General features: G+C 41.2%; 12 protein-coding genes and 2 pseudogenes. 12 read left to right on the top strand and 2 right to left on the bottom strand.

What is annotated here, in order from left to right; all coding sequences use genetic code 11:
* Window positions 1–41: 41 nt before the first annotated feature.
* The 4 genes and pseudogenes from NXM86_RS17115 (at window position 42) to NXM86_RS17100 (ending at window position 4,545) form a co-directional block, all read left to right on the top strand.
* Window positions 42–1,091 carry an NAD(P)/FAD-dependent oxidoreductase gene (locus NXM86_RS17115; RefSeq protein WP_081189346.1) on the top strand — a complete coding sequence of 350 codons (1,050 nt, stop codon included), beginning with the start codon at window positions 42–44 and terminating at the stop codon, window positions 1,089–1,091.
* A 775-nt stretch (window positions 1,092–1,866) separates the two neighbouring features.
* Window positions 1,867–2,720, top strand: a pseudogene (erm, locus tag NXM86_RS17110) (23S ribosomal RNA methyltransferase Erm).
* Window positions 2,721–2,748: 28 nt separating this feature from the next.
* Window positions 2,749–3,623: pseudogene (locus NXM86_RS17105) on the top strand (putative RNA methyltransferase).
* A 172-nt stretch (window positions 3,624–3,795) separates the two neighbouring features.
* The gene (locus NXM86_RS17100) at window positions 3,796–4,545 is read left to right on the top strand and encodes a MerR family transcriptional regulator (protein ID WP_498958373.1); all 750 of its coding nucleotides are present in this window, start codon (window positions 3,796–3,798) and stop codon (window positions 4,543–4,545) included.
* Window positions 4,546–4,670: 125 nt separating this feature from the next.
* Here NXM86_RS17100 and NXM86_RS17095 read toward each other — a convergent pair whose 3' ends face one another.
* On the bottom strand, window positions 4,671–5,126 hold the full coding sequence (locus tag NXM86_RS17095; protein ID WP_374718982.1) for a DUF2269 family protein: 456 nt from the start codon (window positions 5,124–5,126) through the stop codon (window positions 4,671–4,673).
* A 415-nt stretch (window positions 5,127–5,541) separates the two neighbouring features.
* Here NXM86_RS17095 and NXM86_RS17090 point away from each other — a divergent pair, with 415 nt between their 5' ends.
* Window positions 5,542–6,747, top strand: coding sequence for a trans-sulfuration enzyme family protein (locus tag NXM86_RS17090; protein ID WP_374718981.1), 1,206 nt, complete (start codon window positions 5,542–5,544; stop codon window positions 6,745–6,747).
* A gap of 362 nt (window positions 6,748–7,109) precedes the next feature.
* Here NXM86_RS17090 and NXM86_RS17085 read toward each other — a convergent pair whose 3' ends face one another.
* Entirely contained in the window at window positions 7,110–8,771 is a 1,662-nt protein-coding gene (locus tag NXM86_RS17085) for an IS1634 family transposase (protein ID WP_498958372.1), read from the bottom strand.
* Window positions 8,772–8,919: 148 nt separating this feature from the next.
* On the opposite strand from NXM86_RS17085, the gene NXM86_RS17080 reads away from it, so the two are divergent.
* The 7 genes from NXM86_RS17080 to NXM86_RS17050 all read left to right on the top strand — a co-directional run bounded on the left by NXM86_RS17080 (window position 8,920) and on the right by NXM86_RS17050 (window position 13,816).
* A complete protein-coding gene (locus tag NXM86_RS17080; RefSeq protein WP_498958371.1) occupies window positions 8,920–9,369 on the top strand; it encodes an SgcJ/EcaC family oxidoreductase in 450 nt (149 codons plus the stop codon).
* A 294-nt stretch (window positions 9,370–9,663) separates the two neighbouring features.
* The gene (locus NXM86_RS17075; protein ID WP_375217077.1) at window positions 9,664–10,128 is read left to right on the top strand and encodes a DMT family transporter; all 465 of its coding nucleotides are present in this window, start codon (window positions 9,664–9,666) and stop codon (window positions 10,126–10,128) included.
* Window positions 10,129–10,379: 251 nt separating this feature from the next.
* Window positions 10,380–10,850, top strand: coding sequence for a YjdJ family protein (locus tag NXM86_RS17070; protein ID WP_081189351.1), 471 nt, complete (start codon window positions 10,380–10,382; stop codon window positions 10,848–10,850).
* Between the two features lie 321 nt (window positions 10,851–11,171).
* Window positions 11,172–11,813: a tetratricopeptide repeat protein gene (locus NXM86_RS17065; protein WP_498958370.1), complete on the top strand. Its 642-nt coding sequence runs from the start codon at window positions 11,172–11,174 to the stop codon at window positions 11,811–11,813.
* 125 nt (window positions 11,814–11,938) lie between these two features.
* A complete protein-coding gene (locus tag NXM86_RS17060; RefSeq protein WP_171699402.1) occupies window positions 11,939–12,244 on the top strand; it encodes a CPBP family glutamic-type intramembrane protease in 306 nt (101 codons plus the stop codon).
* 550 nt (window positions 12,245–12,794) lie between these two features.
* Window positions 12,795–13,127, top strand: coding sequence for a PadR family transcriptional regulator (locus NXM86_RS17055; RefSeq protein ID WP_012748933.1), 333 nt, complete (start codon window positions 12,795–12,797; stop codon window positions 13,125–13,127).
* Window positions 13,124–13,816 carry a DUF1129 family protein gene (locus NXM86_RS17050; protein WP_498958368.1) on the top strand — a complete coding sequence of 231 codons (693 nt, stop codon included), beginning with the start codon at window positions 13,124–13,126 and terminating at the stop codon, window positions 13,814–13,816. The genes NXM86_RS17055 and NXM86_RS17050 overlap by 4 nt, the downstream gene beginning before the upstream one ends.
* The last annotated feature ends 95 nt before the right edge of the window (window positions 13,817–13,911 follow it).

Raw genomic sequence — 13,911 nt, 5'->3', positions numbered from 1 at the left:
AGAATGATAATCGTTGATGATTGCCGTGTGAGGTGAAGCCGATGGAACGGGAAGAACTGTATGATGTGACGATTATTGGCGGAGGGCCAGCAGGGCTTTACGCTGCTTTCTACAGCGGGCTGCGGAAGATGAAGACAAAGCTGATTGAATGTCAGCCGCAGTTAGGTGGGAAACTGCATGTCTATCCTGAGAAAATAATTTGGGATGTGGGAGGGCATGCGCCCATAACAGGAGAACAGTTAATGAAACAATTAGTAAAACAAGGGTTAATGTTTCATCCTACGGTCATATTAAATGAAAAGGTAGTGTCCATGAAGCGTCAGAATGATGGCATTTTTGTGTTATCGACGGCTTCCGGACAGCAGCATTTTTCAAAGACAGTAATTGTGGCGGTAGGAAGTGGCATCTTAAAGCCGAAAAAACTGGAGATAGAAGGGACAGAAAAATTTGAGGTAACGAATTTACATTATACGGTGAAATCATTAAAGCGCTTTAAAGATAAAACCGTGATCATTTCTGGCGGCGGCAACTCTGCTATCGATTGGGCGAATGAATTAGTGCCGATTGCCAAAAAAGTGTATTTAACCTATCGAAAAGAAGAGTTAAAAGGTCATGAATCACAAGTAACGCAGTTATTGAATAGTTCAGCCGTTTGTTATTTTAATACGTCGATTACCAAATTAATCGCCAGTGCGAATCATGAAATCATTGACCGTGTCGAGCTGAGAAACCATGAAACGGGAGAAGTTATCTATTTGCCGGTGGATGAAGTGATTGTTAATCACGGTTATGAACGTGATACATCATTACTTGAAAATAGTGAGTTAGATATAAAAATGGTCGATAATGATTATATTGCAGGCAATGCGAATTGTGAGTCCTCCGTCCCCGGGCTTTATGCGGCTGGTGATATTTTAAAATATGACGGAAAGTTAAATTTAATCATCGGTGCTTTTCAAGACGCAGCAAATGCGGTCAATAGCGCTAAACGGTTTATTGAGCCTATGGCTGCTCCATTTGGGATGGTTTCTTCACATAACGAAATCTTTAAAGAACAAAATAAAGAGTTCATAAAACAAATGATGAAATAAAAAACGGATTTTTTCACTGTACTTCCAGGTGTGTTTTTAGCAAGGTTACGTGAAGAGCAATCTCACAGTGCTGGATAGATGGGAGTCAGTTATCCACTTAATAAGTGTGTTTGGTTGTGTAATAGAGCCAATAATGAAAGCCTTCACGGATTACGGGGAGAGATATGCGTTCCCTGTTATTTTTTCACGGAAGCCCGCTAAGCAGAGAGAATCAAAAGATTTTAAAATTCGAAAGATGAGCCTTTTTTGCTTTAATAACAGTTTTATGGGATGAATTTTTCCTGTTGTTTATAAGTTAATGATTATGTTATACTACTATCGATTTTTGAAAATGGAGGGTTTCCTTGTGACATTTATCAGACTTCGATCCCAAGCTTTGAACGGGTAATTGAATACGTTTAAAGGCTCTGCCTGTGTGTAGAGTTAAGGGGATTGGTCTGCCTATTTTAAGGAACCCTGTTGTTTTATAATAATGCGGAAAAATAGGGGGCGAATCTGCCCCTTTTTTGTTTTTCTTTCAACAATATTCGATAAGGAATGTTTCTTCGTATTTTTATCCACACCGCATGCATTTGGCTTTTTTGCTGTTATTTTATGACGTGTGGGCAGGTTAAGTTAAGTATGCCATTCTTTATTGGAAGGCCAGGATTGTAACCAAGGAAAGGTTGTTGTTTTCTTCTGAAAATCACTTCTTAAATATAGGCCCATCTTCCGTTGCTGAAACACGGGAAGATCGCCTGTGTTTTTTATTTTGTCAAAGCAAAGGAGGGGCTGTATGAAAAAACAAAATAAACGCAATCACAAAACCCGCAAAGATATAGAGTGGCCTAATTTTTGGGGCAACATCTTTTGCATAACAAACGGATCATTAATGACTTAATTCAAATGGCCAATTTGGCTCTGAATGACACCGTATAGGATCTTGGAGCGGGAAAAGGAGCACTGACGTTTCCGGTGGCAGAAAAAGCAGGAAAGGTTATCGCTGTAGAGTATGACCCTCGCTTTGTAGAGATTCTTAAGAAAAAAGCGGAAGCTTATCCTAATATTAAAGTTATTCAACAAGATATTTTAAAGCTTCATCTTCCTAAAGAACCTTTTATTGTCGTAGCTGGCATCCCATATGCTATTACGACGCCAATTACGAAAATGCTTCTTCATCAACCTGCTAATTCATTACAAAGAGCCGTGTTAGTGATGGAAAAAGGAGCAGCTAAGCGTTTCACTTCTTATCCCATTACGAATCCGCTTATTTTAAAGTGGCGAATGTGGTTTGATTTAGGATATGTAAGAGAAATTTCTCGTGAAAACTTTTCCCCTCCACCAAAGGTAGATTCCGCCATCTTAATCATACGGAGGAAAAAGAAACTTAGCATTCCATACAAATATCATGACAGTTTTTTAGGGTTGGCTGAATATGCTTTGAAATATCCGCAACTGCCATTGTACGAAGCGTTGAAAGGAGTGTTTACTCCTCCGCAAATAACCCGTTTGGTTCGAAATCTCGGCGTCAACCGAAATATAGCCATTTGTTTGCTGAATGAAATTCAGTGGGGGATTGTTTTCCATACGATGGTCCAGTATGTTCAACGTCCGTACTGGCCAAAAGCCAAAAAGCACAAAAATAACTAATTATTATAAAAGGTGGGGGCATTGTTAAATGAGCAAAAAAATCATATGCGCCGAACTGATCAATAAATTTGAAAAGATTTTCCAATGTCCAATTTGTTCGTCTCCTATGGGAATCGTGGACTTGAAAAGTTTAATTTGCTCTAACAACCATACTTTTGATATCGCCAAGCAGGGATATGTAAATTTGATGACTCGTTCTCTCGCATCGAGGTACGATAAAGAATTATTTGAATCACGTAAGATTATTGCTGAAAGTGGATTTTTGAACCGTTATACAGGATGGTTAGTGAATGGATAAAAAATGACGTGCGTTTAGAGGAAGAAACGGTAAAAATACTAGACACAGGATGCGGAGAGGGATCGCATTTATCCAGGATCAAGCAGAAAATCAGTTCTCATTCCACCGGTGAAGTATTGGGAGTGGGGATTGATATAGCGAAAGAGGGTATTTTGGTAGCAGCTAAGCATCATTCAAACATGATTTGGTGCGTCGCTGATCTTGCACACAGCCCTTTTAAGAGCAACACATTTGACGTAATCCTTAACATCCTGTCGCCAGCAAACTCTAAAGAATTCCAAAGACTGCTGAATGACAACGGCATCGTCATAAAAGTGGTTCCTCGAAGTGATTATCTGAAAGAACTAAGAGAAGTTTTCTTTGATGAACCAGAAAAGCAGTCTTATTCTAATCAAAAGATAGTTCGAAGATTTAATGCTAACTTTGAAACTGTGGACATGTTTCGGTTGTGTTACAGTGTTTCTTTGAGTAAAGCGCTGATTTCACCGTTGATTCGCATGACTCCTTTATCATGGTCTGCAACAGCGGAAAAGATAGAGGCATTGTTAAACATGAATTTATCCGAAATAACCATCGATCTAGATATTTTAGTTGGAAAAAAATAAGGCCATATGGCTTTGTTTAGAAAGCCACATAAACAGAAGAAATTGCTGTTTTTTACACCGTTCGGATCTCTGAACGGTGTTATGCATATTTTATACGTTTATTTTTCAAAACGCATGTTGACTCTCACGTTGCGTGATACTTTATAGTGAATGTTGAAGGGAGGCCAAAACGATGGCAATGAGAGTGAAAGAAGTGGCAGATTTAGTTGGCATTAGTGTGCGCACACTGCATTATTATGATGAAATCGGGCTATTAACCCCAGAGAAGACAACCGAAGCTGGTTACCGCCTTTATACAGATGATGACCTTGAGAAATTGCAACAAATTTTATTTTTTAAAGAGCTTGGCTTCCCTTTAAAAAAGATCAAAGAAATTATCAATAATCCTTCGTTTGACCGATATGAGGCGTTGGTGCTGCAGCGGAAAATGCTGCTGGAGAAACGCAGGCGGCTCGATAAAATGATTACGACAATTGATAAGACCATTCAGCACATGAAAGGAGAAATTCAAATGACAAACAAAGAGAAATTTGAAGGTTTTGATTTTCGTCATAATCCATATGAACAAGAAGCACGTGAACGTTGGGGAGATGAAGCGGTCGATAAAGCAAACGCTAAAATCGGGAGCATGTCTAAAGATGAACAAGAAGCTATGGCTAAAGCGATGAATTCGATCTATCAAAAACTTGCAGCCCTTCGCCACGGCTCGCCTGAATCAGAAGAGGCGCAAGCGGCAATTAAAGAATGGTATGACTTTTTGAACAATAACTTTGGCAATTACTCGCTCGAAGCGTTCAAAGGATTAGGTCAAATGTACGTGGACGATGAACGCTTCACTAAAAACATCGACCAATTTGGAGAAGGCCTGGCAAAATTTATGCGCGATGCCATGGCAGTCTTTGCGGATAAAAACAAAAAATGATGTGAACAAAAGCAGGGCAATGCCCCGCTTTTGTTCAGACTGGTAATTTGAGAGTTCGGGTTTTGCTAAATAGACGGATGAAGGAAAAAGGCTATTTATGAATTTTTCTGCATATCACCACATGCTCAAAATGGTTTTAGAATCATAAGTGCAATAATGATTAAAAAAATACCGTTTTCTATGCGCTCATAACGAAAAAGCTGATTGGATAAACGCGTATATTCCTCTGGTATGTCTTCTCCCTTATAAGTTTCTAACAAATGTTTTATTGGTCTTGATTTAGGCGCTAATACAAGCGGTCCCATCGCGAGTGCAATTAAGAAGAGAACAAGGCTTGTCACATACCAGCCCATCTGAAATAAGCTTCTATTTAAAAATCCCATTAACAAACCTGTAATAAGTAAAAGTGTGCCTCCGATCATAGTGAAGGTATGCAGCTGCCGTCTAATTGCGTAAGCATATTTAAGTTGCGTCATTGTTTTCGCGGGTTTTACGACATGCATTAAAATAAAACCCGGTCCCATACCTAATATCGCTGAAAAAATATGTATAAAAACAAGAATTTTATAAAGTGCTGTCATGAGAATCCTCCTCTCTGTTGAGGCAAGTTGCGCTTTCTACCTTATCATACACCATTTATTCTTATATAACGCAGTGATATTTCATACAAAACAAAAAATAATGTGAACAAAAGCAGGGCAATGCCCTGCTTTCGTTGCTTATACCACAAAATAAGTTTTTGCTTAAGTAGATGGTGATGCAGGCAGGAGAAGAGTGATAAAACACAATGGCAAACAAAAAGGGGAAAGGGAGAATATCACACACCCTCTTGACTTAATCCATCTACAACGATGGGTTTACTTTTTTTAAGAAAAATTATATAATATCTATTAAATTCTGAAATAAATGAAGGTTATGTTAATTACAAGGTAGATCCATATGGGCCCAATAATAGACCGGCGCCACTTATCTAGAAAAGTAAAGGAGAGAGAATAGATGAACAAACGTGATCATCGTGAAGAGATGAACCTTGAAGGACTACGAACCGAAACTTTAGTTGTACATGGCGATGACTGGGTAACTAATGATGGGACGATAGCTCCGGCAATTTATTACACAGCTACGTTTCGTGCGCATAATTCCAGTGAATTTGCGGAAATGGCGGGAACACCCCGTCATCCTCGATATTACACGCGTTACGGCAATCCAGTGCATGAGCGTGTAACGAAGATTATGGCTGAACTAGAAGGTACAGAAACTGCAATGGTAACTGGCTCCGGGATGGGGGCGATTGCTACGACCATTTTGGCTCTGGTCAGCGCAGGAGATCATGTGATTGCACAGACACGGCATTATATGAGCACCGCCAAGATCATGGATGAAATGTTGCCGCGATTTGGTGTGGAAGTGACTCTGGTCGAACAAGCGGACATCAACGCCTTTGCGGAAGCGATACGGCCTAACACAAAGCTCATCATGGTAGAAACGCCAGCTAATCCGACTTTGGTGTTGACCGATTTAGCTGCTGTGGTGGAGTTGGCGCGCCCGCATGGAATTATCGTCGTGGCTGATAACACCTTCGCGTCTCCGATCAATCAGCGTCCTCACGATCTAGGCGTTGATATCGTTATTCATAGCGCGACAAAATATTTGGGTGGACACCATGATTTGACAGCTGGTGTCATCTGCACCAGCGAGGAGTTAGCCGAGCGTATTTGGCATACGCATATTTCCATTGGTTCCGTCCTCTCGCCAATGGATGCATGGCTATTATTGCGCGGTCTGCGCACGCTTCCGATACGGATGGAACGCATTAATGCCAACGCCTTAGCATTGGCAAAGTTTTTGGAGGAGCAGCCGCAGGTAGAGCGTGTGTATTATCCTGGCCTTCCTAGCCATCCGCAACACGAATTGGCAAAACGGCAGATGAAAGGGTTCGGAGCGGTTATTGCCTTTGCCATTAAAGGGGGGTATGAAGAAACTCAGCGGTTCGTTTCCGCATTGAAACTACCGCCTAATGCGGTGAGTCTGGGAGGGATCGATTCCCTTGTGGTACATACAGCGGCGATGTGGGAAGGAGTAATGACCGAGGAGCAGATGAAGACAGCTGGGATTCCGTCCAATTTCGTGAGATTCTCGGTCGGCATCGAACACATCGAGGACCTGAAAGCGGATGTATGGCAGGCTCTGCAGGTAGTTTAATATTTTTCCCGGAAAGTCTCCCTCCTCAAAACGAAGAGAAGGAGGGAGGTTTTTGATCCCCAGAAGTAATAGAACCATCGCATCAAGTAGAGAAGGATGGCGTGTCCAATTTCTAGACTAACATCTTATCTACAAATGGGCCATTTAGTTGAAGAGCAATATTCAAGAATTGGCTTGAATGGAGGAGATTCGTTTAAATTGGCTGCTATGAATAAAAGAAAGGATTTTTTAAAACTCACATTTCGCACCCTAACAAGGTCAAAACAAAGGATTTTTTATTTAGTTTTTCAGAATAACTTTTTGACCAACACGACAAGCGATGGCAATCCTTTTTTTACCATCGCTAGTCGTTCCATATGACGTTACACGTAAATGCTCTCATCCATTCCCAATCCTTGCAGAATCCTTCGCTGCTCGTAGGTGAGCGGTTTTCCTAGCGCGCGTTGGATGCGTCCATCCGGCAGCTTGAGGAGGACGACGTTCACATATTGAAACAGCTGAAAAATCGCTTGCCCGGTCGGTCGGGTCAGCTTGCGGCCTCCGGCGCCCTTTAACGGGCGTTCTGGTGTGATGAACTGACGCACCCGGCGCTGAAAGACGCGGTAAATCGCCAAGGCCAAGAGAAATAAATAGCCCAACACCGCCACCCGTTCTGGCTTTTTGACGTAAATCTCGTCGGTGAAAAACGGATCTTTGAGAAAGGAGAAGTTCATTTCCACCGAGATTTGCCCTTTATACAACTTCAAGATTTCTCGAGCATCCATCGTTCGGCCTTTCCATTCCTTCGGAACGGTCGTGACGAGGACAAACCGGGACGCTTTCCGTCTTGCCTGTTCCCATGCCTGTTGGTGGAATTCGACGTCCAGGCGCAAAAGATACAGCGTCTCCACCTCGGGTTCCACCTCTTTTTTCGGCCGGCCGCGCCGTTTTTTCGGGCGCACGATCTCTTCGACCGCGGCCTTGACCCGATGAAACCGGGGGCGAAGGGACGCCTTGAGGGACGCCAAGGCTTGTTCGGCGTCTTCGCGGCAGGAGAAGGGGTGACGCTCCCAACGGGCTTGTTCCTCGCGGAGAAGCTCCGCTTCTTTGACCCGCTCTTTTTCGAGCGTTTTTCCTTTGCGCTGGTCGAGTGCGCTCGATTCGACGACGATCAGCCGAACGGGGTGGCCTTCATACGTCGAGGCCGTTTCCCATACCCGGTACGCCGCGCCGTTTTTCTCGGCCAACGAAAAGGAGTCGCTCCACGCTGGATCGGGTTGGACATCCGCTTCCGCCAGAGCAGCTTTGACGATTCGGAGCGACGATGGGCCTCTCGTGATCAAAAAGGCGTTGGCGGCTTTCGTCTGCGCCAGAGTGTCTTTCGTCATGGCGGCGGAATCGGCCACGTAAATCCATTCGTCTTCAATCTTGGCTTGTTTGAGCTGTTCGTGGACACGGGACAGCACCTCTGGATTCCACGTTTTGTCCGGCAGGTTGCCGTCGTGCACATCGCCGTAAAACGGGATGCCATCCTCGTTGCCGATCAGCCCGAAACCGATCTGTTTTTGCCAGCGATGATGCCGGTTGTAGCCATGCGTGATCCGCAGGGCCTCTGACGAGACCGATTCATACGCGCCGTAAACGGTCTTGTCCGTCGTATCGGCGTGGAAGGCCTGGAGAGGAAGGCCTTCTTTCCGATAAATGTGAATCAAGCAAGTGCTGATCACCTTGTGAATATCCGCCTCATACAGGCGGTCGAGATGACGAGCCAACGCATCATCATTGAACCAAGAAGGCTTCAGCCCCGGCCGGATCAGCTTCGACAAATCGATCTCATGCGCCCATCGCTCCAAATGGACGAGTGCTTGTCGTCCGCTCAAGATATCCAGAAGGATCAGCTTGACCGCATCGCTGGTTCGGGTTTGGCATTGGGGATCCACCGGAACCAGCCGATCGATGAGCTGGGGAAGGTCAAGATCTTGGAAAAGGGCACTTATTATATTCAAATAGGAACTGTCATAAATCTCACAAATTTGAACATCCATGGTGGACAAACTCCTTTGCATTCCTTGTGTGTCAAGGATTCATTCCACATCGATGCAAAAAAATCCTCCCGATTTTCGTTGGAAGGGTGCGAAATGTGAGTTAAAAAATGAATGGTATCTTAGTTAAACTTTTCAAGGAGGAATTATTGTGACATCTTCTGCATCCAATGAAGTCATCGCACTCTATCAAAAGCTGTTAGATGGATGGAATAACCGAAATGCCGTTGCAATGGCCGAGCAGTTTACAGAGAAGGGCGAGCTCATCGGTTTTGATGGGAGCCAGGCGATTGGACGGGAAGAGATCTTTTCTCATCTTCAACCGATCTTTGAAAGTCATCCTACTCCCCCATATGTGAGTAAAGTGAAAGATGTGCGTTTTCTTGGTTCCGAAATTGCTATTTTACGCGCTATAGCAGGAATGGTGTCACCTGGACACTCGGACATCGATCCAAAATTCAACGCACATCATACACTTGTCGCAGTCAAGAGCGAAGAGGGCTGGCGGATCGAGCTTTTTCAGAATACCCCGGCTCAGTTTCACGGAAGACCCGAGTTGGTCGGGCAAATGACAGAGGAATTAAGGCAGTTGCTTAAGTGAGTCTTGCCGTAATCGAGCGCGATGGTGAGATAAGCACCTATTTCTAGCCTTTCAGATGAAATACCCCTTGTTCATTTTAACCCCCTTGTCATTATGACCTGGAGGTTAGTGTGTTTTAGGCTCTGAAGATTTTCTTTTCTGTGAAAATAACGCTGAATCTAGGTTGTTATTTTCATGCTTGGGTGAGGAGAAAAATATACTCATGGATGTTTTTTGTGATGAATCAAAAAACATGGCAATTATTATGATATGTTAATTAAAGATATTTTTGTATTTATTTGGTGGGAGTGGGAAATGAAAGAGATGTCAAGCAAGTATTTATACATCTTTTTATTAGTAACTATTATTTTGTTATGGAGTTATGGATGGGTTCTAACGAAGATTGGATTAAGTTACATGGGACCCTTTACATTTGCTGCTTTACGCTTTTTACTAGCTTCAATAGCGATGATAGTCGTTTTATCTTTTTTAAAGGCCTCTAGACCAAAAGGTAAAGAATGGATTATTCTTTTTATAATGGGTTTGTTACAAACAACCGCCATGTTTCTATTAATCAATTACGGAATGATGTTCGTAAATGTGAGCAAATCTTCAATACTGATTTACTCGATGCCTATATGGAGCGGAATCCTCGGATATATCTTTCTTCATGAATCATTAGGAGCATTGTTGGTTACGATTGGTGTTTACTTAGCAACCGTGGCTAAACCTAAAGAAAGGCATAAAATAGAACGATCTTCTATAAATATAAAAAGCTAAGCAAATTGTCGCTTAGCTTTTATTATTGGGCTCTTAGGGTGTGAGCATAAAAAAAGCATCTGTAAATAGGCAGTTTTCTTGAAGAAGGATATCAAGTTTGTAGGGAGAATTGTCTTTAGAGAAGTTTTTTATGTGTACATAATGAATGAAGGGAGGGTTTATAATGAATTTGCAATTTGAAATTCGTAAAGCAACAGTCCAAGACATAGAAGAAATTATAAGATTACGTTTTAGGGGGAGGGATTATTGTTTTGAGGATTATTATTCAATTTGGATTAGTCACTATTTTACTTTTATTTTCTACTCTAGCTGCTTGGTATGAAGGTAGTGCAATATTAGATAATCCTTGGGAATGGAAGCATTCAACACCATTTTCCCAAATGCTATACGGTCAAGTACATAGTGAAAGCCATATTTCACAACTTGACTACTTTGTATACGCGGCTAAATTCCGTCCTATTTTTCCAAGTATCATGGCAATAAGCAGTTTATACTTATTAATTCTTATTGGGTACTATTTCTTAAAACTGCAGCATAAAAGATTTGCTTATTTTCTATTAATTTTAGGAGGAGGCTTATTCCTACTTAGTTATTTTTTTATTGATTCTACTTCAATAGGTGGAAAAATCTTTTTTTATATTTGGTTAGTGAGTGGATCTTTGTGTACTGTAATAGCTATAATAACTTATTTCCAAGTATTAAATCGTAATAAAAGGATATAAAAATGGAGTTAATTTTTTTACGGAGTTGTTTCCTCATTAACCCCTAATGGATTTGGACGCTCCATAAGGTTGTTTTTTTATAATCGAAGTAACCAAATGAAGGGAGCTTTTGATGTACATGAAGCGAGTTTCACCACAGATGATGGAAGTTAATTTGTTCTTCCATGAAAGGATTACCCTTCACTTGGAACTTTATTCGAAATAAGACGTGCAATTCTAATTAATAAACAATCTACACTAATTATCCATAACCTGAGATTCCTATGTTGATAGTTATCAAAATCTCTTTGAATGTTGAAAACATAGCAAAGGAGTTTGGAAATGAGAACAATTATTATTTGGTGCATAGTAGGAGCCGCAATAGGATGGATGCTCGGGATGGCGGGAGTGCAGATCCCAGATTGGGCCGCCGTTGGAATCGTAATTGCGCTGGTCGTTGTCATTGTTGGTTATCATGCGTATGTTCTTTTTTGGACAAAGAATATCCAGCTCGTCGAAGCATATCTCAAGAAGCGAAAGAAGCAGCCTTATTACGCTTTGATGCTGGCGCTGGCAAACGGGGATCTTGAGAAGGCGGAGCGATATGCCGAACAACTGACGGGAAAGTATGAAGAAGCGCGAAAATCGGCACTGGTGAATATTCAAATAGAGAAAAATCAGCTGGAAGAAGCCGCTGACATAGCGAATGAAATCAAGAACGATACCGTCCGTTATTATAACCAGGCGCTCGTCGCTCTCATGCAAGGGAAAGAGAAGCAGTTTGCACAAGCAAAGAACAACGTGGCAAATCGAGTGCTCCGTTATGTGTTGGAGGCAGAAAAGGCTTTTCACCAAGGTGACAAAAAAGAGGCGGAACGGCTTGGCTATCTCGCTATTTCTTCCGCAAGAGGCCTGCAAAAATATGTGCTTGTCCGATCATTAGAACGTCAGCAAAAAAATCCAAACAGACATTCATTTTTTTAAATAAGCCCTTTTAAAAATTAAAACTAGAATGATTAGAGGATACTATGTTCAATATAAGAGCATACATAATATTAGAAGGAGTTAGTATATGAAGCCAAATTTTGTTCTTCCTGAATTAGGAAAAAATAGTCATATTCGTTATTTTTCTTGTCCCTATTCAAACTACTTCGGAAGAGTTATTTTTCAGAGGATTTTTATTGCAATGGATAGGGAAACTAGTCAAACAACCAATTTTATTATCCATCATAGTAGGATTTATCTTTGGAGCATTACATTTTGGTAATCCTGAGATGTCAGATAGCGCACTTTGGGCAGGGTTAGATTATGTTTTCACTGGGTTCATACTTTCATACATCACTATTCGAACCAATAGTGCTGAATTCACGATTGGTGCTCATGCTGCAAACAATATGTTTTTTGTATCTTTTTGACATATGAAAATAGTGTATATGGAAATCTTCCTTCTTTATTGGCCTTAACCGATGTAAATGGTATGCTTTCTACTATTTATTCGATTATTACATATACTCTGTTTTTTATTATAGCTGTTCATTATCATAAGAAAAAATGCCGATAAAAAATAGATGAAATAAAAGGTAAGCAAACATATTCAACATGACTAATATGTGCTTACCTTTATTTTTTAGAGATTTTTAGATTTTAGGTCTTGATAAAAAATGTGATTGATTATCTTGTTCAACGATCATTTATTTACTGATGATGTGACGCGGTATGGAAGAATGAATTAACTTCCATCATCTGTGGTGCTATGAAATGTGGCATAGTTGGCTAACGGGGGTTTCGTTGAACAAGATCTATTTTTGTCTGTGGTCTAAAATCAACACTGAAATGTAAGGAATATTTTGGTTGAAATTCAGATGGAAGTGGATATATAATAAACATGTAGGTATCTTGCATTGCAAGATACATTTTCTTTTGCTGACTATCTTGCATTACAAGGTATATAAGGAGCTGGAAAACATGTCGCTAAGAAGCCAGTTGTTAAAAGGGGTGCTGGAAGGATGCATTTTGGCCATTATTAAACAAGAATCCGTGTACGGCTATGAATTGTCAGTAAAGCTGCAGCAATTTGGCCTCAATGACGTGAGTGAAGGCTCCATTTATCCGCTTTTGCTTCGGCTGCAAAAAGCGGGATTGATTAAGGGAGAAATGCGTGACTCCCCTTCAGGTCCGAAGAGGAAATATTATCATCTGACAGAAAAAGGGGAGAAAGCGCTGCAAGACTTCATCACCGAGTGGGAGAGTATTCGGACGCCGGTAGAGGCGATTTTACGAGGGGGAGAGGTAACATGAATGCGAAAGATTTGGCAGTGCTTAATAATGAAAAGCGTAAACAATTAAATGAACATAATCGAAACTACTATGAAGATATGCTCGTTTATATCCGTTCCCATTTGTTGCTATCGGAACAGCAAAGCGAGGAATTGTTGATGGAATTGTTAGATCATTTATTGGAGGCACAGAAACATGGCAAAAGTGCGGAAGATGTATTCGGCAAAGATCCGAAAGCGTATTGCGATGAGTTGATTGGTCAGCTGCCAAAGGAAAAAAGGAGAAATATATATGCTTTTATTGGCTACTTAATGATCCAATTATTCGCTCTCATTACCTTGGCGACAGGTGCAGTGGAACTAGTAGCAGAGCTGTTTACAGATGTGGATGATACCGTCTATCTTGGAAAAGAGTTTGTCCTTTTTGTGATTGAATGTGCTGTTATTTTGTTAGTGGTTGCTATCATCGTACTATGGATTAGAAAATCTACTTTTCGTGATGATTCGAACACATTTAACAATAAGGTAAAGACATTCTTGGTTGTATGGTTTGTTTTTTTCATTGTCTTCGGTATGTTTATTCTAATGGAAAGGCTTGTCCCTGAGTTTGGTTACCGTATCGAAGCGGGAGGAATGGTTCGGATCCTTTTCGGCTTGTTTGTATTAGCTATGACATGGTTGCTTAATAAGAAGTTTCGCATTACAAAATAGTTGTGAGCGGCATTTCCTTTATGCATGCCAAGTTCATTTATTTGAATACCGGCATGGCGATTCGCTACAATAAAGTGGAAACATGAAATTTTGCT

Origin of the sequence: Geobacillus sp. CX412, from assembly GCF_027942335.1 — a bacterium.
In the GTDB taxonomy this organism is placed as follows: domain Bacteria; phylum Bacillota; class Bacilli; order Bacillales; family Anoxybacillaceae; genus Parageobacillus_B; species Parageobacillus_B toebii.
Note: the sequence above shows the minus strand (reverse complement) of the source record. Positions and strands in the feature narration are given on the sequence as shown.